The organism is Streptomyces sp. NPDC051662, from assembly GCF_040681655.1.
GTDB lineage: Bacteria > Actinomycetota > Actinomycetes > Streptomycetales > Streptomycetaceae > Streptomyces.
The window spans coordinates 1-18,862 of record NZ_JBFAZD010000012.1 but is presented as its reverse complement, the minus strand read 5'-3'; the positions used below and the strand labels follow the sequence as shown (position 1 = coordinate 18,862).

Annotated in this window: 18 protein-coding genes; 11 read left to right on the top strand and 7 right to left on the bottom strand. The window is 71.5% G+C overall.

All coding sequences use genetic code 11. The features are described 5' to 3' along the window. The first annotated feature begins 107 nt into the window (after positions 1 to 107). Together AB0M67_RS20940 and purU are read left to right on the top strand one after the other, a co-directional pair. Entirely contained in the window at positions 108 to 554 is a 447-nt protein-coding gene (locus AB0M67_RS20940; protein WP_365747864.1) for a hypothetical protein, read from the top strand. 121 nt (positions 555 to 675) lie between these two features. After that, the gene (gene purU / locus AB0M67_RS20935; protein WP_365747478.1) at positions 676 to 1,560 is read left to right on the top strand and encodes a formyltetrahydrofolate deformylase; all 885 of its coding nucleotides are present in this window, start codon (positions 676 to 678) and stop codon (positions 1,558 to 1,560) included. 153 nt (positions 1,561 to 1,713) lie between these two features. On the opposite strand, the gene AB0M67_RS20930 is transcribed toward purU, so the two are convergent. Continuing rightward, on the bottom strand, positions 1,714 to 2,991 hold the full coding sequence (locus AB0M67_RS20930) for a maleylpyruvate isomerase N-terminal domain-containing protein (protein ID WP_365747477.1): 1,278 nt from the start codon (positions 2,989 to 2,991) through the stop codon (positions 1,714 to 1,716). After that, complete coding sequence (locus AB0M67_RS20925; protein ID WP_365747476.1) at positions 2,988 to 3,569, bottom strand: sigma-70 family RNA polymerase sigma factor; 582 nt, start codon at positions 3,567 to 3,569, stop codon at positions 2,988 to 2,990. The genes AB0M67_RS20930 and AB0M67_RS20925 overlap by 4 nt, the downstream gene beginning before the upstream one ends. 335 nt (positions 3,570 to 3,904) lie before the next feature. Here AB0M67_RS20925 and AB0M67_RS20920 point away from each other — a divergent pair, with 335 nt between their 5' ends. The 3 genes from AB0M67_RS20920 (at position 3,905) to AB0M67_RS20910 (ending at position 5,888) form a co-directional block, all read left to right on the top strand. Next, positions 3,905 to 4,279: an STAS domain-containing protein gene (locus AB0M67_RS20920; RefSeq protein ID WP_365747474.1), complete on the top strand. Its 375-nt coding sequence runs from the start codon at positions 3,905 to 3,907 to the stop codon at positions 4,277 to 4,279. 55 nt (positions 4,280 to 4,334) lie between these two features. Further along, positions 4,335 to 4,847 carry an EF-hand domain-containing protein gene (locus AB0M67_RS20915; RefSeq protein ID WP_365747472.1) on the top strand — a complete coding sequence of 171 codons (513 nt, stop codon included), beginning with the start codon at positions 4,335 to 4,337 and terminating at the stop codon, positions 4,845 to 4,847. Positions 4,848 to 5,414: 567 nt separating this feature from the next. Further along, positions 5,415 to 5,888 carry an ATP-binding protein gene (locus AB0M67_RS20910; RefSeq protein WP_365747471.1) on the top strand — a complete coding sequence of 158 codons (474 nt, stop codon included), beginning with the start codon at positions 5,415 to 5,417 and terminating at the stop codon, positions 5,886 to 5,888. 78 nt (positions 5,889 to 5,966) lie between these two features. Here AB0M67_RS20910 and AB0M67_RS20905 read toward each other — a convergent pair whose 3' ends face one another. After that, entirely contained in the window at positions 5,967 to 6,959 is a 993-nt protein-coding gene (locus AB0M67_RS20905) for a helix-turn-helix domain-containing protein (protein ID WP_365747469.1), read from the bottom strand. Positions 6,960 to 7,047: 88 nt separating this feature from the next. Between AB0M67_RS20905 and AB0M67_RS20900 the strand changes: the two genes are divergently transcribed. Then, positions 7,048 to 8,364 carry an MFS transporter gene (locus tag AB0M67_RS20900; protein WP_365747467.1) on the top strand — a complete coding sequence of 439 codons (1,317 nt, stop codon included), beginning with the start codon at positions 7,048 to 7,050 and terminating at the stop codon, positions 8,362 to 8,364. Between the two features lie 110 nt (positions 8,365 to 8,474). Next, a complete protein-coding gene (locus AB0M67_RS20895; RefSeq protein WP_365747465.1) occupies positions 8,475 to 9,833 on the top strand; it encodes an MFS transporter in 1,359 nt (452 codons plus the stop codon). 46 nt (positions 9,834 to 9,879) lie between these two features. Here AB0M67_RS20895 and AB0M67_RS20890 read toward each other — a convergent pair whose 3' ends face one another. Both AB0M67_RS20890 and AB0M67_RS20885 read right to left on the bottom strand, forming a co-directional pair. After that, positions 9,880 to 11,100, bottom strand: coding sequence for an NAD(P)/FAD-dependent oxidoreductase (locus AB0M67_RS20890; protein WP_365747463.1), 1,221 nt, complete (start codon positions 11,098 to 11,100; stop codon positions 9,880 to 9,882). Positions 11,101 to 11,197: 97 nt separating this feature from the next. Beyond that, entirely contained in the window at positions 11,198 to 11,878 is a 681-nt protein-coding gene (locus tag AB0M67_RS20885; protein ID WP_365747461.1) for a pyridoxal 5'-phosphate synthase, read from the bottom strand. Positions 11,879 to 11,982: 104 nt separating this feature from the next. Between AB0M67_RS20885 and AB0M67_RS20880 the strand changes: the two genes are divergently transcribed. Next, the gene (locus AB0M67_RS20880) at positions 11,983 to 12,558 is read left to right on the top strand and encodes a TetR family transcriptional regulator (protein ID WP_365747459.1); all 576 of its coding nucleotides are present in this window, start codon (positions 11,983 to 11,985) and stop codon (positions 12,556 to 12,558) included. A 139-nt stretch (positions 12,559 to 12,697) separates the two neighbouring features. On the opposite strand, the gene AB0M67_RS20875 is transcribed toward AB0M67_RS20880, so the two are convergent. Further along, entirely contained in the window at positions 12,698 to 13,345 is a 648-nt protein-coding gene (locus AB0M67_RS20875) for a TetR family transcriptional regulator (protein WP_365747457.1), read from the bottom strand. 260 nt (positions 13,346 to 13,605) lie between these two features. Here AB0M67_RS20875 and AB0M67_RS20870 point away from each other — a divergent pair, with 260 nt between their 5' ends. Further along, positions 13,606 to 14,535, top strand: coding sequence for a VOC family protein (locus AB0M67_RS20870; protein WP_365747455.1), 930 nt, complete (start codon positions 13,606 to 13,608; stop codon positions 14,533 to 14,535). A gap of 104 nt (positions 14,536 to 14,639) precedes the next feature. Then, on the top strand, positions 14,640 to 17,150 hold the full coding sequence (locus tag AB0M67_RS20865) for a PQQ-binding-like beta-propeller repeat protein (protein WP_365747453.1): 2,511 nt from the start codon (positions 14,640 to 14,642) through the stop codon (positions 17,148 to 17,150). A 79-nt stretch (positions 17,151 to 17,229) separates the two neighbouring features. On the opposite strand, the gene AB0M67_RS20860 is transcribed toward AB0M67_RS20865, so the two are convergent. Beyond that, positions 17,230 to 18,042, bottom strand: coding sequence for a hypothetical protein (locus AB0M67_RS20860; protein WP_365747452.1), 813 nt, complete (start codon positions 18,040 to 18,042; stop codon positions 17,230 to 17,232). A gap of 222 nt (positions 18,043 to 18,264) precedes the next feature. Between AB0M67_RS20860 and AB0M67_RS20855 the strand changes: the two genes are divergently transcribed. Next, a complete protein-coding gene (locus tag AB0M67_RS20855; protein WP_365747450.1) occupies positions 18,265 to 18,786 on the top strand; it encodes a hypothetical protein in 522 nt (173 codons plus the stop codon). The last annotated feature ends 76 nt before the right edge of the window (positions 18,787 to 18,862 follow it).

The following is an 18,862-nucleotide window of genomic DNA, read 5'->3' as shown; positions in this document are numbered from 1 at the left end:
GGTGAATTACGGGGGCCCGACCGTACGCTCCCGCGCGGAACGTAAAGTCGTGGACTGTGCAGCAAGGTTCCGAGAACTCTTCCCGTCGTGCCCGTCGCTCCCCCACCATGGGCGGCATGCCGCTCAATGACATGCCGTGGTGGCGCTGGCGCAGCAATGTGCGCTCGGCGCTGCACATGCTTTCCGATCCCGTCTTCCACCAGGAGTACTGGCTGGCCGGCCTGGAGGGGTACGGCGACGTCACCGACGCCGTCTACCGGCTCGTCGAGGACACCTGGCTGGACAACTGGTCCGCCGAGAAATACGTCGGCACGATCTTCCGCGACTCGGGCGAGGCCGCCCTCGTCGATCTCGCCGTGCTCCGGGTGCTGCGCATCATGCACCAGGTCGGGGCGGACGCGCCCGTCTCCGCCTATCTGGAGCACCATGGCTGGCCGGAGGCGATACGGGCGGCCCGCGAGGCGCACGTACGGCTGGCGACGAGCGACGGGGACGATCCGGATGTGCTGCCGACCTCGCTGGATGTGCTGCGGATCATGACGCGGTCCGTCTGACCTCGCCGTGGCAGGGTGACGTCGCTCGGCGTCACCGGCGCGTCACCGGGGGCACCGGCGCAATGTCCACGTTCTGGCGGAATCCGGGGCGCGCGGGACAGATGTGGGATCCTCTGGGGTCATGACCATCGAGACGCCGCCACCCGTCGCCCCGCCGTCCGACCAGTACGTGCTCACGCTCTCCTGCCCGGACAAACAGGGCATCGTGCACGCCGTGTCGAGCTATCTCTTCATGACCGGCTGCAACATCGAGGACAGTCAGCAGTTCGGGGATCACGACACGGGTCTCTTCTTCATGCGGGTGCACTTCTCGGCGGAATCCCCGGTGACCGTGGAGAAGCTGCGGGCGAGTTTCGCCGCCATCGGTGACTCGTTCCGGATGGAGTGGGCGATCCACCGCGCGGACGAGCGGATGCGGATCGTCCTCATGGTCAGCAAGTTCGGCCACTGCCTGAACGATCTGCTCTTCCGGGCCGGCATCGGCGCGCTGCCGGTGGACATCGTGGCGGTCGTCTCGAACCATACGGACTTCGCGGATCTGGCCGCCTCGTACGACATCCCGTTCCACCACATCCCGGTGACCAGGGACACCAAGGCGGCGGCCGAGGCCGAGCTGCTGGAGCTGGTCCGCGCGGAGCGGGTGGAGCTCGTGGTGCTCGCCCGCTATATGCAGGTCATCTCGGACGATCTGTGCAAGCAGCTGAACGGCCGGATCATCAATATCCACCACTCCTTCCTCCCGAGCTTCAAGGGCGCCAAGCCGTACCACCAGGCGCACGCGCGCGGGGTGAAGCTGATCGGCGCGACGGCGCACTACGTGACCGCCGATCTCGACGAGGGCCCGATCATCGAGCAGGAGGTCGAGCGCGTCGGCCACCAGGTCACGCCCGCGCAACTGGTCGCGATCGGCCGGGACGTGGAGTGCCAGGCGCTGGCGCGCGCGGTGAAGTGGCACGCGGAGCACCGGATCCTGCTCAACGGGCACCGCACCGTCGTCTTCGACTGACCGGACCAGTCGGGCCGCGCTGACCGGATTGACCGGACCAGTCGGGCCGCGCTGACCGGATTGACCGGACCAATCGGGCCGCGCTGACCGGATTGACCGGACCAGTCGGGCCGGGCTGACTGACCGGGCCGGCCGGTCCTGACCATGAGGTCTTCAGAGACGGCTCAGCGTGGCCGCCGCGCACAGCACGTCCCTGATCGCCTCACGGTCACCCTCCTGCCCCGCCGCCGCGTCCTCCGGCGAGACCCGTCCGGCCACCAGCTGGCAGAACTCGACGCCGTCCAGCGCGACGTGCGCCACGGAACGCTCGCGCGAGCCCACCGCCGCCGGTGAGTCCAGCGCGATGAACCAGTCGCCGCCGCCCGCGCCCTCGATCTCCAGTCGCAGCGAGCGGCCTGGCGACCCCGCCGTCACCAGCTCACGGGCCGGTCCCGCGAGACCGCTCCGGCGGCGGATGGCCAGGGCGGCGGGCAGCAGCCGGGTCGCCAGATCGATCATCTCGCGCAGATGACCGCCGCTGGGCGGCTTGTACGGGTAGTCCACCGCGTCCGCGATGTCCGCGCCGTGCACCCAGCACTCGAAGGCGCGGTCGAGCAGCGCGTCGCGCAGGGGCAGCGCGAAGAACCCGTACGACACGGAGAGTTCGGCGACCCCGCGGCCGGCGAAGGACACCGTTCTGATGAGGGTGTGGCTCTGCCGGCGCCAGGGCTCGTGGATGGTGCGGGTCGGCGGAGGCTTCGCGGCCTGCCAGAAGCTCTCCGTACGCTCGGTCGGGTGGACCGGAGCGTCGGAGCCGAGCGGGTCGTCGAGCCCGAGGGAGGCGGCGACCAGGCCGTCGACGGTCATCAGATGGCCGATCACCCCGGCGACGGTCGTCCGGCGGGAGACGGTTCCCCCGTCCTCGTACCACTTGAGCCGTACGGGCGCGTGCCACTCGGCGTCGCCGATGTCCCGCAGGAGCGCGTCGAGCCGCGCGGTCTCGGCGTCGTACGGGGCGGCCCAGCCGGGCACGGGGACACGGGCGGGCCGGCGGCCGAGAGCGTTCTCCAGTACGCGGGAGCGCAGCAGCGGGTCGAGGTCCAGGTTTCCATCGGCGTGCAGCAGCCCCACGGCGTCGCGCAGCCTGAGGGCCTCGTCCGCGCAGGGGGCGCATTCGGTGAGGTGCGCCTCGACGAGCGCGGTCTCCTCGGCGGAGCAGGCGCTCAGCGCCCAGGCCCCGAGCAGCGACATGAGCACTTTGTGCGACAGCGGCTCGGCGGCGGGCGGTGTTTCGCGCGCCCCGGCCGCCCCGGCCGCCTCGGGCACCTCCGGTCGCTCCGGTTCCGTCACGTCGTCCGGCGCCGTCCTCGGTGCCGGGATACGGAGGAAGGACGTCGGTTCGTCGTCCGGATCGCGACCGTCATGGGGGCCGCCGTCCAGGGGGCCCGTCACAAGGAACGTCCGGTTCCCGGCGGCGAAGAGCCGCTCCGGGCCTGGGTGTTGGCCGTGGAGAGCAGTTGCAGCCCGAGCCGCAGCCGGCGCCGCGCCTCGTCCTCCGTGACACCGAGGTCCGCCGCGGTCTGGCGGTAGTCCCTGCGCTGGAAGTACGCCAGCTCCAGCGCGTCCCACAGGGGCGTCGGCATCGACCTGACTATGTAGTCCGCCCGCGCGGCCACCGAGACCTGGCTTATCCGCTGCTCCAGCTCCTCCGCCGAACCCTCGCCGCGCGCCTCGTACGCCTCCGCTTCCGTACGCCGGAGCCGCTGCACGGCCAGCCGCTGTGTGACTTTCGCCACCCAGGAACGTATGGAGCCCTGTTTGGGGTCGTACGTGTCCGGGTTCTCCCAGACATGACCGAAGACCTCGCGGGTGACCCGGTTCGCCGCGTCGTCGTCGTCGAGCACCCGGTGGGCCAGGCCGTGCACCAGCGACGCGTACCGGTCGTACAGCTCACCGAGAGCCGCCGCCTCGCCCCGCGACAACCGCTGGTGCATCCCGCGGTCCCACCGGGGCGGTGTGTCCTTCGCCATGCGACCCCCAGCCCTGTTCCTCCGTGCGCCTGCCTGTGCCTCCGGCCGTTCCCCTGCCCCCGTCCACCATCATGTCGAAGCCCGCCGGCGGCCACCATTGGCCACCGTTCCTTCGAATGTAGTGGGCGCCGCCGACAACGCACTCCCCTTTGCCCAAGTGCGCCCCCGAGGCGCTCCTGTGGGCGTGGGCACGGGCCTGGCGCGGGCGGCGGCGGGCGGTGCTGGGGGGCGGAGTGACGTTTCACAACGTTTCACAAGTGCGCGGCGGGGCAGTGGCGGGATGAGGAACGGCAACTTCCGGATCAGCCCAGGAACCCGACGAAAGGTCCAGGCGCGTGACACTCACGATGGAGGAGTCCGAGCAGGGCCCGTGGACCGTACTGCACGTCACCGGCGAGCTGGATCTCATGACGTCGCCCGAGGTCCGCCAGCGGGTCCACGACGCGGTGGCCGCCGGGCGCCACGCACTGGTGCTCGATCTCTCCCGGGTGTTCTTCTGCGACTCCAGCGGGGTCGGCGTGCTGATCGCCTCCCGCAGACTGCTCCACTCCTGCGGGGGCAGACTCCATGTCATCCTGCCGGCCCGTGGCGCCGAGGCGGGTTCGCATGTCAACCGGGTGCTGGCCGCGCTGGGCGTGCGCCGTCTCTTCGAGGTCTACCCGGACGTGCCCGCGGCCGTCGACGACACGGTCCAGCCGCTTTCCGCATAGCGGCTCCGCGCGTAACGGGGCACATCGCGGCCCCCGGCCGTCGTACGCTCCGGGGATGGACAGCGCAGAGTACGAGGCCAAGATCGCCTCACGGTTCGCCGCCTTCGATCAGGACGGCAGTGGGTACATCGACCGCGAAGACTTCAGCGGAGCGGCGGCGGCGCTGCTCGCCGAGTTCGGTACGACGGCACGCTCCGACAAGGGACAGGCACTCTACAGCGGGGCCGAGGCGTTCTGGCAGGGCATGGCCGGGATCGCGGATGTGGACGGTGACCAGCGGGTCAGCAGGCAGGAGTTCGTCACCGGCGCGGTGAAGCGGCTGCGGGACAACCCGGAGCGGTTCGCGGAGATCGCCCGTCCGTTCCTGCGTGCCGCGATCGCCGTGGCCGACGAGGACGGCGGCGGGGTGACCCGGGCGTCGGCCGAGCGCGCGCTGCGGGTGCTCGGTGTCGAGCAGGAGGTGGCGGCCCAGGCGGCGGCGGAGCTCGACGTGGACCACGACGGCAGGATCCATGAAGGAGAGATCCTGACCGGCTTCGTGGCGTACTACGTGACGCCGGAACCCTGATGAGCGTCCCGGGGCCGGTGGGCCGGCCCCGGGTGCGGTGACTCCCGTGGGGCGAGGTGACTTCCGTGGGCGCGATGACTCCCCCGGGGCATGGCAGGGCAACTCCCCACTCACAGCTCTGGCCTCAGCGCTCTGAACGCGTCACCGTCCGTGGCCGGAACACGGCGGTCGAGGTCGATACCGGGTTGTGTCCTGGCGGCGGGCCGTCACAGGCCGGAGTCGTGTCCGCCCTCCGGTACGCTCCGTGGGGTGCGAGAGGTTGCGAGGCGCGACGGTCGCGGTGCTGCCGGTACGGCGGCTCCGGGAACACGAATGTGCGCCGCTCGCGCGGTACGAAGGCGCCGTGTGCGCCCGTGTTCGACTCCCCGCGACGCGCGTCGCACAGTATGCACCACGCGTACTCCTTCGCGCTGGAATATGCCCGAAGCGCTTGTTGCGGTGACTGTACGTCAACCATGCTGTCTCGCAAGGAAATCACGTTCCGTGACTCTTGAGACTCTTGTGACTCTGTTGAGGACCTTGTCGAGGCGCGAGGCGATGTGTCCGCCGGTTCGGATGGTGTGAGCGGTGCAGGTGCTTCAGGTTCAGTTGGAGGTCGGGCCGGATCCCGCGGAGGTGGGGCGGGCCCGCAGATGGGCCCGTTCCAGGCTGGCCGGTTCCGGCATAGAGGATGACGAGCCGGTCGCCGAGACGCTGATCCTGCTCATTTCGGAGCTGGTCACCAATGCCGTGGTGCACACCGGCTGTCCGGCCGTGCTGCGGATGCTCTTCGGCGCGGGAGCGGCCGAGGCAGGGACGGTACGGGTGGAGGTCGCCGACAGCAGCGCCTGCCCGCCGCGCCCGCGCCACGCGGACGGCGAGGACACCAATGGCCGCGGGCTGGAGCTGGTCGACGGTCTCGCCGACCGGTGGGGCTGGCAGCCGGAGGGCGCGGGCAAGCGCATCTGGTGCGAGGTCGACAGAAGCGCGCCGGGGGTGGCGGCCGAAGCGTATGCCCCTGCCGCGTATGAACCCCCATGCGCTGTCCCGCGCCCCGCGTGACGCGTGGTTCCCCCGGATCGCCGCGTACCGGTTGGACAGGGCGTACCGGTCGGACAGGGCGTACCGGGAGGACGCGGTCTACCGGCCCGAGCCGGCTCCCGCGCGGAACGTACGCCGGTAGACCGTCGGCGGGACCCCCAGCGCCGACTGGAGATGCTGGCGCATCGACTGCGCCGTGCCGAACCCCGCGTCCCGCGCCACCTGATCGACCGACAGGTCCGTCGACTCCAGTAGCTGTCTGGCCCGTTCGACCCGTTGCAGCACCAGCCACTGCCCGGGGCTGATCCCGGCCTCCTCGCGGAAGCGGCGTGTGAACGTCCGTACGGACATCGACTCCTGTTCCGCCATGTCGCGCAGCTGTATCGGCTCGTGGAGGCGCTCAAGGGCCCATCCGCGGGCGGTCGCGGTGGTCGCCAGCTGCGGTTCGGGGACCGGGCGTTGGACGTACTGCGCCTGGCCGCCGTCCCGGTACGGCGGGACGACCGTACGCCGCGCGACGTCGTTGGCGACCGCGGTGCCATGATCGCGCCGGACGATATGCAGACACAGATCGATTCCGGCGGCGACCCCGGCGGAGGTCAGCACATCACCGTCGTCGATGAACAGCACGTCCGCGTCCACCTTGACCCGGGGGAACAGCCGCTGGAAGTGGGCGGCGGAGGACCAGTGGGTGGTGGCGGGACGGTCGTCCAGGACCCCGGCGGCGGCCAGCACATAACTGCCGGTGCAGATCGAGACCATACGGGTGCCCGGCCGCAGCCGGGAGAGGGCGGCGTGGAGTTCGTCGGTGAGCCTGCCCTCGTCGAAGACCGGACCCAGTTCGTAGGACGCCGGTATGACCACGGTGTCGGCGGTGGCGAGCGTCTCGGGGCCGTTCTCGACGAGGATCGCGAAGTCGGCGTCGGTCCGTACCGGCCCCGGTTCCCGGACCGAGCAGGTCACGATCTCGTACAGCGGCCGGTGGGAGGCGTCGCGCGCGCGGCCGAAGATCCGCTGCGGGATGCCCAGTTCGAAGGGGATCGCCCCGTCGAGGGCGAGGACGGCGACCCGGTGCGGGCGGCGGTCCGGCATGGTGTGCTCCCCTCTCCTCCGGACTTCGCGGTCCGTTCCACGGAAAAGCTCTGGTGGTCCAGACCTTTACTTGATATCAGTCGCGTCTGTGACAGAAAAGCGCACAGTGGCTCCGGGCATTCCCGAACCGACCGCACCGCCGCACGAAGCCTCGCACGAAGCCTCGCACGAAGCCCCGCACGAAGCCCCGGCCGGAACAGCCCGGGAAGGGGCCGTCCGTACCCTCTGGAACCGTAACTTCCGGTTCTTCTTCCTCGCCCGTACCGTCGCGCGCTTCGGGGACGGCATGGTGCCGGTCGCCCTCGCCGCCGGTCTGCTCGACGCCGGGTACGGCGCCTCGTCCGTCAGCTTCGCGCTCGGCTCCTGGATGGCGTGCTTCGCGGGGTTCGTGATCGTCGGCGGTGTGCTGGCCGACCGGTTCACCCCGCGCCGGATGATGGTGCTGGCGGACGGCGTACGGCTGGTGGGTACGGCGGTGCTGGCCGTCGCCTTCGCCGCCGGAGCGCCCGCGCTCTGGCTCGTGTACGCGCTCAGCGCGCTCAATGGACTGGGCGCCGCGGTCTTCCAGCCGGGGGTGGCCAGCATGCTCCCGAGGCTGGCTCCCGATGTGCAGCGGGGCAACGCGGTGCTCCGGGTCGCGGAGTCGCTGATGACCATGGCGGGTCCGGCGGTCGCGGGCGCGCTGGCCGGCTTCGGCGGCCCCGGTCTGATCTTCGGGGTCAACGCGGCCACCTTCGGGATCAGCGGGATCTGTCTCTTCCTGATCCGGATGGAGTCGGTCGCGCCGGTGGTGACCGGGGAGTCGATGCTCTCCGAACTGATGGGCGGCTGGCACGAGTTCCGGGCCCGGCCCTGGCTGTGGGGGGTCATCGCCGTCTGGTCGGTGTACGGCATCACGGTGCTCGGCCCGATCACACCGCTGGAGGCGGTCGTCGTCACCGAGCGGCACAGCTCGGCGATGTTCGGTCTGATGATGACGGTCCAGGGCGCGGGCAGCGTGGCGGGCGGGCTGCTGGCGATGCGGCTGCGGCCGGTCAGACCGCTGTTCGCGGGCGCGCTCGCGCTGTTCGGGGTGATCGCGAACGTACTGGTCCTGGCGTACGACGTGCCGGTGCCGCTGCTGGCCGCCGGCTTCTTCGTCGGAGGTGTGTCGCTGGCGTTCTGGCTGGTGATGTGGTCGACGACGGTGCAGACGCAGATCCCCGACGCGGCGCTCAACCGGCTGCACGCGTATGACGTGGCGGGCTCGCTGATCATGCTGGCGGTGGGGCGGGCGCTGGCCGGGCCGGTCGCGGAGGCGGTGGGGGTACGGGAAGTACTGGTGGCCGGGGCGGTGATCAATGTGGGGGTGTGCGCGGTGCTGCTGGCGGTACCGGCGATCCGGGGCCTGAAGCGCGTGGCATGAGGCGGGCGGCGATCTCGTTCACGGATGGTACGAGGGCGTGGCCCGATCCTGACGAATGCTGACCGTCGGGCCACTCGTTCCTCGCATGGCCCCCTTGGATGCTGTCCGACGTGACCCAGACAACCGACCTCGCCGCACAGCCCGACCCGCCCGAGCCCTCCGCGCCGTCTGCGCCCGCCGGGCCCTCCGCGTCGCCCGCGTCCCCCGCGCCCCGCGCGCCGGGGCGCGTCCACCGGGCGTGGTTCGTCGCCGTCGTCACGTTCGTGACGATCATCGGCGCGGCGGCGTTCGCCTCGCTGCCCGGTCTGCTGATCGAACCGCTGCACACGGAGTTCGACTGGTCGCGCGGCACGATCGGCTTCGCCGTCTCGGTCAATCTCGCGCTGTACGGACTGACCGCGCCGTTCGCCGCGGCGCTGATGGACCGCTTCGGCATCCGCCGGGTCGTCGCCGTCGCGCTCACCATCATCTCGGCCGGTTCCGTGCTGACCGTATGGATGACCGCGGCCTGGCAACTGGTGCTGTACTGGGGCGTTCTGGTCGGTCTCGGCAGCGGTTCGATGGCGCTGGCCTTCGCCGCGACGGTGACCAACCGCTGGTTCGTGGCGCGACGCGGTCTGGTCACCGGCATCCTCACCGCGGCGGGCGCCTCGGGGCAGCTGGTGTTCCTGCCGCTGCTCTCCTGGCTGGTGGAGCACCACGGCTGGCGCCCGGCCGCCGTGACGGTCTCGCTGGCCGCGCTCGCGGTGGTCCCGTTCGTCTGGCTGCTGCTGCGGGACCATCCGGCGGATGTCGGGCTGCCCGCGTACGGTGCGAAGACGTTCGTACCCAAGCCCGCGCCGGTGCCCGGGGCCGCGCGGCGTGCGGTCTCGGTGCTGTTCTCGGCGGCGCGTACGGGACCGTTCTGGCTGCTCGCCGGGACCTTCGCGATCTGTGGCGCCTCGACGAACGGCCTGGTCAAGACCCACTTCGTACCGGCCGCACATGACCACGGCATGCCGATCACGGCCGCCGCCTCGCTGCTCGCGGTGATAGGCGTCTTCGATGTGGTCGGCACGATCGCCTCCGGCTGGTTCACCGACCGCTTCGAGGCGCGCAGACTGCTGGCGGTCTACTACGCGCTGCGCGGTGTCTCGCTGCTCTTCCTGCCCATGCTGCTCGCGCCGTCCGTCCATCCGCCGATGATCTTCTTCATCGTCTTCTACGGCCTGGACTGGGTCGCCACCGTCCCCCCGACGATCGCCCTGTGCCGTGAGCACTACGGCGAGGACAGCGCGATCGTCTTCGGCTGGGTCCTCGCCTCCCATCAGGTCGGCGCGGCGGTGGTGGCCTTCGCGGGCGGTCTGGCGCGGGACGTGTTCGGCTCGTACGACGTGGTCTGGTACGCGTCGGGGGCGCTGTGCGCGGCGGCGGCGCTGATGGCGCTGGTGATCAGGCGCAGGCCGGTGGTGGCGCCTGCGACGGTTTGACGGTTCGGCGCGGCGGGCGGAGCGGGGGTGAGTGGGGGAGGCGTGGTCAGCGGGGCAGAAGGGACCGGTGCGACCGGCGTGACCGGCGCGCCCGGCCGGACCGACGGGCGGATGTGGTCCCCTCGGCCAGGACCTTCGCAATCTTGCGCGCGTCGATCGCCATCTCGCGGAGGTTGCCGCTGATCGGTTTGGTGAAGCCGATGAAGTAGAGCCCCCGCGCCCGCTCCGGGGTGCGACCGCCGTGGGTCACCGGCCGCCCCCGCTCGTCCAGTACGTCCAGATGCCCCAGCAGGTCTTCCAGGGCCCGGCGGTAGCCGGTCGCCGCGATGACCACCTCGGGGGTGATCCGGGAGCCGTCCGCCAGCACGACCTTGTCGGCCTCGAAGGACTCGACCGCCGCCACCGGTTCGACCCGGCCCTTGCGCACCGCCTTGATCAGACCCACGTCCTGCACCGGGATCGCCCCCTCGCGGACGCGTGAGTAGAGGCCCGTCTCCGGGCGCGGCAGTCCTTTCGCCGACAGGTCGGGCACCGATAGCCGGGCCAGCGCCCGCGCCGCCCGGTCGACCAGCCGGACCGGCAGCCGGCGGACCAGCACGGCCGTCGCCTGGGCCGGCCAGCCCAGCGTGGAGCGGCGCACGATGTGCGGGGCGGTACGTACGGCGAGGCGCACCCGCGCCGCGCCGCCCTCGACGAGGTCCACGGCGATCTCCGCGCCCGTGTTGCCCACACCGACGACCAGGACGTCCTTGCCCGCGTACGGCCGGGCGTCGCGGTACTCGCCCGCGTGCAGCGACTCGCCGCCGTACGACGCGGCGCCCGGCCAGGACGGCAGCCACGGGGTGTGGTTGTAGCCGGTGGCCACGACGACGGCGCGGCCGGTCAGTTCCCGGCCGCCGGTCGCCCGCAGCAGCCAGCCGGTCCCGTCGGGGGAGCGCTCGACCCGGGTGACCTCCACGCGGGTGACGATGTCCAGGCCGTGGAACTCCGCGTACTTCTCCAGGTAGCGCACCAGGCGCGCGCGGGGCACCCAGCGTCCGAACGAACGCGGGATCGGCAGCCCCGGCAGGGCCGACATCCGGCGGGTGGTGTGCAGCCGCAGCCTCTCGTAGTGGCGGCGCCAGGAGGCGCCGACGGCGTCGGACTTCTCCAGTACGACGGCCCGTACGCCCTGTTCACGCAGTGCGGCGGCGACGGCGAGCCCACCGGGGCCGGCGCCGATGACATACACGGGAAGGCTGTTGGCGCGGCCGGAATCGTCGGACATGAGAGCTGAGCGTAACCGGATCCTCACTTGTTGGGTCTCGGTCAAGACGGGAAAGGGTTGCGAATCGATCACATCCGCCGTCCCGCTGCGCCGACCCTCAGGGCCAGAGCAACTCCCTTACCCACAAGCCCCCTTCGCGCCGGTAGCGCAGCCGTACATGCTGTCTGCGCGCGTCGCCCTGGAAGAACTCCACCTCGTCCGGCACGAGCGTGTACGCGGTCCAGGACCGTGCCTCCGCGTCCGGCTCGCGCCGCGCCCGCTCCCACGCCGCCGCGCTCGCCTCCGCCAACTCCTCGGCCGAACCGAGGACTTCGCTCTGCCGGCCGACCAGCGCGGAGGCCAGCGCGCCCGTCGAACGGACCCGCAGATCAGCGCCGCTCTCCTCGGCGCCGGCCGTACGCACCCCACCCCGCAGGCGTACGGCACGTCCCTGCGCCGCCCAGTAGAAGCCGAGCGCGGCCTCGGGGCGCGCGGCCAACTGGCGGCCCTTGCGGCTGGTCGCGTGCGAGGCGAAGTGCCAGCCCCGTGCGTCCGCGTCATGCAGCATCAGGGTCCGTAGGTCGGGCCGGCCCTGTTCGTCGGCGGTCGCCAGCGTCATCGTGTGCGGCTCCGGCTGTCCCGCGGCCACCGCCTCGGCGAACCAGCGGTGGAACAGCGGCAGCGGCTCGTCGGGCGCGCCGGCCGGATCGAACGCGGGCAGTTCGGTGTCCCAGACGGGCTGGGCGCGCAGCAGGGCGCGGAAGGTCTCTTGTCGCCGGTCGTCGTCCACGCGGGCCATTCAACCTCGTCCCTGTCCCCGCCCACATCACTACACTCGGAGTGGTCAGAGCTCCGTGTGGTTCGTGACCCGGAGTGGTGCGAGAGGGAGGACGGAAACCCCGTATGCGGCAGAACCTGGCCCGGCGCGCGGCACTTGTGGACGCGGCCATCGAGGTGCTCGCCCGTGAGGGCGCCCGAGGGCTGACCTTCCGGGCTGTGGACACCGAGGCGCGGGTGCCCAACGGCACCGCGTCCAACTACTTCGCCAGTCGCGACGATCTGCTCACCCAGGCCGGCGGCCGGATCTACGAGCGGATGCGCCCGGACGACGCGACGATGGCGGCGATGACGGAGGGGCCGGCCACCCGGGAGCGGGTCATGGGGCTGGTCCGTGAGGTGGTGGAGCGCGTCGCCGCGTTCCGTACGGGCTATCTCGCCCTGCTCGAACTGCGGCTGGAGGCCACCCGTCGGCCCGCCCTGCGCGCGGTGCTCACCGAGCGCGTCCGCACGGATGTCGAGGCCAATGTCCGGGCCCATCTGGACGCCGGTCTGCCCGGCGACGCCGAGGCGGTGAAGATGATCTATCTGGCCACCAACTGGCTGGTGGTGGAGCAGCTGACGCTTCCGGGGGTGTTCCCGGCGGAGGAGGCGGGTGCGCTGATCGGGGCGCTGGTGGAACGGCTGCTGCCGCCGGCATGACAGAACGGGGGAGGGGCACGCGGTACGTACGTACCGTGGCCGCAGGCCCGGGCGCCGGCCCGCTTCGGCGGGTCACCTCAGCTGGAGCGCGTTGCCTCTGCGGAACGCTACTTCTGCGGAACGTTACTTCTGGGGGGCTTTACTTCGTGGGCTTCTTGCCGGTGACGCTCAGGTGGACCAACTGGGCGAGCGTCGGCCGCAGTTCGGCCTGCTTCACGCCCCAGCTCTGGAAGCCCTTCTGGTGCGAGGCGACCGAGGCGAGCAGCACGACCAGTGAGCCGGCGAGCGCCGCCGGACTGATGTCCTTGTCGACCCTGCCCTTGGACTGAAGCTCCTTCACGGACTCCGTGAGCGAGCTGGTCACGGAGTTCAGGATCTTCATACGGATCTTGTTGAACCGCTTGTCGCCCTCCGCCGCGCCCAGATCGACCACCCGGAGGATGGCGTCGTGTTTGCGCCAGAAGTCGAGGAAGCCGTCGACGAGTTCCTCGGACGTCTGCCAGCCGGCCTTGCCGGCCCAGGAGCGGCCGGAGACCAGCTCGGTCAACCCGGTGCCCTCCTTGGCCATTTCCTCGGCGATCTCAAGGACGGCGCCCTCGACGTCCGGGAAGTACTGGTAGAAGGTCGCGGGTGACGTGCCCGCCTTGCGGGCGACATCGATGACTTTGACGTCCCGGTACGGCGAGGAGCTGAGCATCTCGCCGAGGCAGTCGAGCAGCTTCTGCCGCGTCGCCTGCCCGCGTCGACCAGCCACGCGGCCGTCGACGGTGCGCACTTGTCCTGTCATGCAGTCAGCTTACCGAGGGGTGATCCGAGCGCGATTTGGCCGACTGCAAATGGGGAATCGGCCATCCCGGATGGGGAGCGGGCGGGGAGCGGATGGGGGGCTCGCGAGGAGATCCGGGAGGCGGACGACGCGGGCGCGGGCTTGAATAGTGTTATCAACAGCCTGTGGACAACTTCGGTGGATAACTCGGGGTGGCGGCGAGTTCACGCTGCGATAGTGAATCAATTGTTCTATTTATCCATACGGAAGGGGTCCGGGACATGGACGCATTCGCGGAAGGCACGCCGTGCTGGGTGGATGTGTCACTCCCCGATCTGGAAGCGGGCAAGCGCTTCTACGGGGAGCTGTTCGGCTGGACCTTCGGCCGGGCCAGGGGCATGGACGACGGGCACTACACCCTGGCGTTCAGCGGCGGGAGGCGCGTCGCGGGCCTCGTCGCCAAGCGGGACGGCCGGATGCCGACCGTATGGACCATCTATTTCGCCACCCCGGACGCCGACGCCCTCAGCGCGAGGATCAGGAGGGCGGGCGGCCAGCTGGTGCGGGAGCCGATGGCCGTCGGGCGGTTCGGTGTGATGGCGCTGGCGGCGGATCCGGCCGGCGCGGTCTTCGGGTTCTGGCAGGCGGGCGAGGACCTGGGCTTCGAGAAGACGGGCCGGCCCGGATCCTTCTGCTGGACAGAGGTCTATACGAGGGACAAGGAGCGCGTCGATCCGTTCTACGAGACGGTCTTCGGCTTCCGGGGCAGGGATCTGCCGGGCGACGGCATCGACTTCCGGCTGTGGTCCCCGGCCGGTTCCGCGCCGGGCGCGGAGAGCGCGATCGGCGGGCGCAGCGTGATAACGGACGCGTTCCCGGCGGAGCTGCCCGGCCATTTCCTCAGCTATTTCTCGGTCGACGACTGCGACGAGACGGCGGCGGCGGTCGTCCGGCTCGGTGGCAGGATCACCGCACCGCCGTTCGATATCGACCACGGACGGATGGCGGGGCTGCTGGACAACCAGGGCGCGTACTTCGCCGTGCTGGCCGAGCCGAAACGCGAGCCGAAACGCGAGCCGCAGCATGAGCCGCAACGCGAGCCGCAGCATGAGCCGCAACATGAGTCGCAACGCGAGCCGGAGCGCGAGCCGGAGCCCGCGCAGGGGCAGAAAGCGGGGCAGGAAAGCACAGGAGTGTCCGGATCGGGGTGAGACACCCCGATCCGCCCCCGGGTTCGCAACCGTCGCCTCCGACAGGAAGAATCAGGGGGCACGGGGCCGTACCTTTGTGGCCCGTACGGGGAGGTGGCACGCAAGTGGAGCAGCTGACGCAGCACGACCCGAGGCGCATCGGCCCTTTCGAGGTGCTCGGGCGGCTCGGAGCCGGCGGCATGGGGCTGGTCTATCTCGCGCGCTCGGCGTCCGGCCGCCGGGTGGCGATCAAGACGGTACGTACCGAGCTTGCCGAGGACCAGTTGTTCCGGGTCCGCTTCACACGAGAGGTGGAGGCCGCACGCGCCGTCAGCGGGTTCTACACCGCGGCCGTCGTGGACGCCGATCCCCGGGCCGCCGTGCCCTGGCTGGCGACGGCGTATGTACCCGCCCCCTCGCTGGAAGAAATAGTGAGTGAGTGCGGTCCGATGCCCGCCCAGGCGGTGCGCTGGCTGGCGGCGGGGATCGCGGAGGCGCTCCAGTCGATCCATGGCGCCAATCTCGTGCACCGCGACATGAAGCCGTCGAATGTCCTGGTGGTGGAGGACGGGCCGCGGGTCATCGACTTCGGTATCGCCTCCGGCGTCTCCAACACCCGGCTGACCATGACCAATGTCGCCGTGGGGACGCCCGCGTACATGTCGCCCGAGCAGGCACGCGACTCGCGCAGTGTGACGGGGGCCAGCGATGTCTTCTCGCTCGGCTCGACCCTCGTCTTCGCCGCCACCGGGCACGCGCCCTTCCATGGCGCCAACCCCGTCGAGACGGTCTTCATGCTGCTGCGCGAGGGCCCGGACCTGACGGGGCTGCCGGAGGAGCTGAGGCCGCTCATCGAGGCGTGCATGAAGATGGACGCCTCTCAGCGGCCCTCGCCCGCCGACCTCCAGGCCCAGCTGGCCCCGCATCTCTTCGCCTCGGGCAGTGACGACAGCGGCACGGCCTCGGCGTGGCTGCCGGATCTCGCCACCGCGATGATCGAGCGCCGCCGGGCCGGCGTCCGGGGGCCCGCGCCCGCCGCACGGCGCGCCGGTCCCGGTGCGGGGCCCGGCGCGGTCGCCGCCGTACCGCCGAGGCCCGCGCACGAGCCGCCGGTGCCCGCGCAGGCGGCCCCCGACTGGGACGCCGCGTGGCGGCCCGGCCCGGCGCGGCAGGGCGCCGGTGGTGGCGGTGGCGGGAACGAGAGCCAGCACGCCGGGCGGTCCGAGGAGTCGGCCGCGATGTCGCCGCCCGCGCTGCCGCACGCGCCCCGCTCCGCACCGCAGGACGGCCCGCTCAGGCTGCCGGGATCGCCGGTGCCGATCGGTCCGGGACCGCGGGTCGCGGACACGCGCGTCGGCGTCGGCGGCGCCGACGCGGGCCCCGCCACGGGCTGGATCCGCCCGCCCGCCGGGCTGAACGGTACGGAGGCGCTCACCGGCGCGGCCCCCGCCCCGGCCGCGCCGCCGGTGCCCGCGCCCGCCCCGCCCCCCGACGGCGCTCCCGGCCACTGGCGGCCCTGGCGGTTCCGGATGTCCAACGACGTCTGGGGCACGCCGGTCGTCGACGGCGATCTGCTCTATGTCACGTCCTTCGAGGTGCACGCGCTCGATGTGGCCAGCGGACGCCGCCAGTTCAAGACCAGGGACGTGGCGTGGGCGATGGCCGTCACCGGCGGCCGGATCCACGCCTCGGACGGGCCGACGCTGTACGCGCTCGACGCCGCGGACGGCACCGAGCGCTGGCGGCTCCAGACCGACGCCTGGGTGTACTCCCTGAAGGTCGACCGCGGCACGGTCGTCACCGGTACGCGCGGCGGCGGCGTCCAGGCGTGGGAGGCGTCGAACGGCGACAAGCTGTGGGAGATCGCCGGGGCCCAGACGGACTTCGAGACACCGGAGGCCGGGCCCGCGATCCATGACGGCACGGTGTATGTGTGGAAGGACGCCCGGCTGCTGGCGCTGGACGCGCGCACCGGCACCGAGCTGTGGTCGTACCCCATCGGGGACGCCGCCTCCTGCGGGGGCGTGCCCGTGCGGGTACGGCCCGCCGCCGACGGCCAGTTGTATGTCTCGGCCGGTACGCGCGTGCTCTCCATCGATCTGGTCAGCGGCCACGCGCGCTGGCACTTCGAGGCGCCCGCGGTCTTCCTCTCCCCGCCCGCCTTCGCGCCGGGACCGGCCGTGACGGGCGGCGGTGTCTATCTCGCGGACTATCTCGGCACGGTGTACGCGCTGGACGCCACCACCGGCAAGGACCGCTGGCGCATCGCGACGGAATCCCGGCAGTCGATCGAACCGGTGCTGGTCGCGGACGGCAATATCCATGTCGGCAGCGGCAGCGCGCTGTACACGCTGGACGCGGTGACGGGCACGCCCAAGTGGCGCTTCGCGGCGGGCGGCGAGGTCATCGGCGCGCCGGTCGTCGCCGACGGCCGGCTGCACTTCGGCTCGGCCGACCATGTCCTCTACACGCTGGACGCGAGCGGTGGCCAGCTGCGCTGGAAGCTCGCGACGGGCGGCGAGATCACGGGCTCGCCCGTGACCCAGCGGGGCGTGGTGTACGCGTGCAGCAAGGACCGCTGTGTCTACGCGCTGGACTCGGTGAAGGGGACGGCTACGGGGCGCGGGGCGCGCTGAGTCCTGTCCGACGCGGCTCCCGGGCGGGGCTCCGGGGCGGTGCGAGGCGGCGGTGCGAGGCGGCGGTGCGGGGTGGCGGTCAGCGCGGCCGTGGGGCGTCGGGCGGTTCTTCGGGCGGCGGCCCCGTCGGCGGTGTGGAGCTCGGGCTCCACTGCTCGTCGGTGATCCGGGGGAGCGACTGGGTGTCGCCATCGTGCGGCGACCACTCCTCCGGGGGTGAGGACGGCGGCGGCTGGGGCTCGTATCCGTACGGCTGGTACGCGTACTGGTCGTACGGCTGCGGAGGCCCGGACGGCGGCTGGTACTGCCCTTGCTGGTACTGCGGCTGCTGGTACTGCGCGTGTTCGTACCGCGCCTGTTCGTACCGCGGATGCTCGTAAGCGGGCGGCTGCGGCTGCGGCTGCGGGTGCTGGTACTGCTGCGGGTACGGGACCTCGTAGTCGTACGGCGGCTCCTGATTCCGCCACCGGCCGCGGCGCGCCCGACGGCCGCTCATCACCAGTGCGGCCAGCAGCAGTACGAACCCGCCGCCGACGGCGTACGCGACGCCGGTGCCCAGGCCCGAGCCGCCGCCGGTGACGCCGAGGCCGTCCGCCGACTGGCCCTGGCGCACCATCCACAGGACTGTGAAGCCGAGCACGACGAGACCGGCCAGCCCCACGAGCGCGCGCGAGCGCAGCACCACGCCGGACAGCGTGATCAGGGCGGCGAAGAGGAAGGGCAGCGCGAGCGAGACCACGACGCCGGAGCCGTTGCCGGAGATGCCGTTGAACAGGTCGGTGACGGGGAAGTCGCTCCCCTCCCGGCCGTCGAACCAGGGACGGAACGGACTGAGGACGGCGGCGGCCGCTCCGATGAGAGCGAGCAGCGAGCCGAGGACGTTACGGACCATCGCCGGCCCTCCTTCGCGGTGCGTGATCCTGCTCCGTCAGCGACGCTACGCCGCGTATCCGGCCCCCGCCACGCGACCGCGGGCGCCCGCCGCGCCGCTGAGGGCGCCCACGCCCCAACTGCTAGCGTGTCACGCGCGTTTGACAGGTCCACGGGTAGATCAGCCCCTGGGCCATCGGTGAGTGAGTACATGAGTGAGTACATACGGGGGAGTGACTCGATCGTGATACGTCGACGTCTGAAAGTCGCGGCCGTACTGGTCGCGGTGGTGCTGGCCCTGACGGGGTTCTCGTCCTCCTCGGGCGGCAAGGGCGGCAAGAGCGGCAAGAGCAAGAGTTCGAGCGGCGGCGGCGGGGGCGGCTGCTCCAACTCGAAGAAGAGCAATGGTTCGTACTCCGGCTCGGGCTACGACTCCGATGACGACTACGGCTCGTCCGGCAGCTCGTACGACCCGACGCCCACGGCGACGGCCGGCGCCGAGGCGCGGATCGTCACCTGCGTCAGCAAGGCGAAGGGCAAGCGCAAGGCAGTCACCTACACGACCGTGCGGGTCTCGGTGGGACCCGGTCCGACGGACACCTACGAGGTCGATGTGACCTTCGAGGACGCGGCGGGCTCGGTCGTCGACTTCGGTGACACGACGGTCGAGCTGGACGGCGGGGAGACGACCACGGTGAGGGTCCCGATGGACAGCCCGAAGCAGGTCTCGCGGGTACGGAAGTGCGAGGCGACGATCACGGCGTAGACCGTGTTCGCGGGACGCGCGAGGAGGGGGGCGCGGGGCAAAGACCCCCCCCCCCCCCCCCCCACCCCCACCCCGG